The 2,589-nt window shown below is 68.4% G+C and carries 4 protein-coding genes; 2 read left to right on the forward strand and 2 right to left on the reverse strand.

Annotation, left to right across the window (positions count from 1 at the left end):
* Positions 1-96 precede the first annotated feature (96 nt).
* Positions 97-375, reverse strand: a complete 279-nt coding sequence (locus ACWGI6_RS38115; protein WP_393910432.1) for a GlsB/YeaQ/YmgE family stress response membrane protein — start codon at positions 373-375, stop codon at positions 97-99.
* Between the two features lie 221 nt (positions 376-596).
* Here ACWGI6_RS38115 and ACWGI6_RS38120 point away from each other — a divergent pair, with 221 nt between their 5' ends.
* Positions 597-971: a DUF3099 domain-containing protein gene (locus ACWGI6_RS38120; RefSeq protein WP_393910433.1), complete on the forward strand. Its 375-nt coding sequence runs from the start codon at positions 597-599 to the stop codon at positions 969-971.
* Positions 972-1,202: 231 nt separating this feature from the next.
* On the forward strand, positions 1,203-1,448 hold the full coding sequence (locus ACWGI6_RS38125; protein ID WP_453271763.1) for a hypothetical protein: 246 nt from the start codon (positions 1,203-1,205) through the stop codon (positions 1,446-1,448).
* Between the two features lie 12 nt (positions 1,449-1,460).
* On the opposite strand, the gene moaA is transcribed toward ACWGI6_RS38125, so the two are convergent.
* A complete protein-coding gene (gene moaA, locus ACWGI6_RS38130; RefSeq protein ID WP_453271764.1) occupies positions 1,461-2,450 on the reverse strand; it encodes a GTP 3',8-cyclase MoaA in 990 nt (329 codons plus the stop codon).
* Positions 2,451-2,589 lie beyond the last annotated feature (139 nt).

Raw genomic sequence — 2,589 nt, forward strand, 5'->3', positions numbered from 1 at the left:
CGACTGGCTGGACTGGTACAACTACCACCGACCCCACACCGGAATCAGCGGCCACACCCCAGCCAGCCGCGTCACCAACCTCTCCGGACAACACATCTAGGCGGTGTGTTTCTTGCGGGCGCGCATGGAGGCCCAGACGCGGTCACCGACGGCGACGACGACGATCGCGCCGGCCAGTTGCAGCAGGTGCCGGATCCAGTCGATGCCCTTGGTGTCATTGACCCCGATGCCGGTCGCCACCCAGTTGCCGAGGACGCTGCCCAGCATGCCGAAGATCACGGTCAGCCAGAGCGGGATCTGCTGCTTGCCCGGGATGATGGCCTTCGCGATCAGGCCCAGCACCAGGCCCACGATGATGGCCCACAACCACGTCATGTCGACTCCTCTTGCGGCACGGTGCAGATGACGGTCGCCCCTCAGTGTCGCTCCGCATCGACTACGGCGCACGCCGGGGACCGCCGTACGCAGGGTGCGGTGACAGACCCGGCCGAACCGGGGCATGCCCCGGTCTCGAAGGCGGCGCAGTCGCGGCGTACCGTGGAAACCGACCGGATACCGGGGAGAATCCGGCACGACTGAGCGGGTGGTGGAACGTGATGCGGAAGCAGAGCAGTGGCCAGGCCTTCCGGATCACCGGGGCCCGGCAGGGCCTTTCCGAGGATGTGCGCGGCCGGCAGCGGCGGTATGTGATCTCGATGGCGGTGCGGACGGTGGCCGTGGTGCTCACCGTCGTGCTGTGGAACGTCGAACGGCCCATCGCCATTGCGACGTTGGTGCTGGGACTGACGCTGCCCTATATCGCGGTGGTCATCGCCAACGCGGGCCGGGAGAACGCCCCTTCGCTGCCGAAGACCTTTGTTGCGGGCCCGACCAGGACGATGCTGAATCCGGGAGCCGACGGCGCCCCGGCGGAATCCGTTCCGGAGCGGCCGGCGGCGGGCTCTTCCGCGTCGCCACACGACCCCAACTGATCATTACCCGGTCTGCAAAGCTCAAGAAAAGCTCAGATCAATCATGGAGTTCCGGTGCACTACGCACCATTCCCCGTGACATACTGCGTACGCGCTCCGCATCCCCCGTCGGAGCGACGGACCGACGCCGGGCGGCTCCCCCCGTGGCTGCCCGGCGTCGCCATGTCCGCAGATTCGCGGGGTGCGACAGCCGGGCCTGGAGCGGTGATCGCAGGACGTAGGGTTGAGGCCGTGAACTCCCTGAATCCCCAGGAAGGCGCCGAGGGCGCCGTCATCTGTTCCGCGAAGGGTTGCCGAGCCCCCGCCGTGTGGGTGCTGGCCTGGAACAACCCGAAGCTGCACACCCCGGACCGGCGCAAGACCTGGCTGGCCTGTGAGGAGCACCGGGAGCATCTGTCGCAGTTCCTCGACATGCGCGGATTTCTCAAGGATGTCGTGACGCTGACGGAGTGGGAGGCGTCGGCCACCGGTCGCTGACGCCGGACCGGCTCAGCCGCCGATCGCGGACATCGGACGCTCCGGCTGCAGGAACGACGGGTCGTCCAGGCCCGAGCCCGCCTTCTTGCCCCACATCGCGCGCTTCCATATGCGTGCGATCTCCTCATCGGGTGCCTCGGATCGCAGGGCGGTGCGCAGATCCGTCTCCTCGGTGGCGAACAGGCAGGTACGGACCTGGCCGTCGGCGGTCAGCCGGGTACGGTCGCAGGCCCGGCAGAACGGGCGGGTGACGGAGGCGATCACACCGACGCGGTGCGGGCCGCCGTCGACGATCCAGCGCTCGGCGGGCGCGGAGCCCCGCTCCTCCTCGCCCTCGGGGGTGAGCGCGAAGCGGGTGCGCAGCGAGGCGAGGATGTCGCCTGCGGTGATCATTCCCTCGCGCTTCCAGCCGTGCTGGGCGTCCAGCGGCATCTGCTCGATGAAGCGGAGCTCGTAGTCGTTGGCGATTGCCCAGGCCAGCAGGTCGGGGGCCTCGTCGTCGTTGAGTCCCGGCATCAGGACGGTGTTGACCTTGACCGGGGTCAGGCCGGCCGTGCGGGCCGCCTCCAGACCGCGCAGGACGTCGTCGTGCCGCTTGCGGCGGGTCATGGCCTGGAAGACGTCCGGCCGCAGGGTGTCGAGGGAGACATTGACGCGGTCGAGGCCGGCGTCGCGGAGGGCGGCGGCCGTGCGCTGCAGGCCGATGCCGTTGGTGGTCAGCGACATCTGGGGGCGCGGGGTGAGAGCGGCGACGCGCTCGACGATGCCGGGCAGACCGGGGCGCAGCAGCGGTTCACCGCCGGTGAAGCGGACCTCCTCGATGCCCAGGTCCCGCACGGCGATGCCGATCAGCCGGACGATTTCGTCGTCGGTGAGCAGGTCGGGCTTGGCGAGCCACTGCAGCCCCTCTTCCGGCATGCAGTAGGTGCACCGCAGATTGCACCGGTCGGTGAGTGAAACACGCAGGTCAGTGGCCACACGACCGAAAGTGTCGATAAGCACTGGGCCCCCTCCCCAAGAGTGATTGCTCGGTACGTCTCCATCGGTGGATCAGTACGCCTTCGAGCCTACGCGATGGGTGTGACAGCGAGCAGAGAAGAGAAGCACGAGGTGGGCGGGGTGGCGTCGTAGATCTCTACGA

The organism is Streptomyces sp. NPDC054786 (assembly GCF_053611685.1).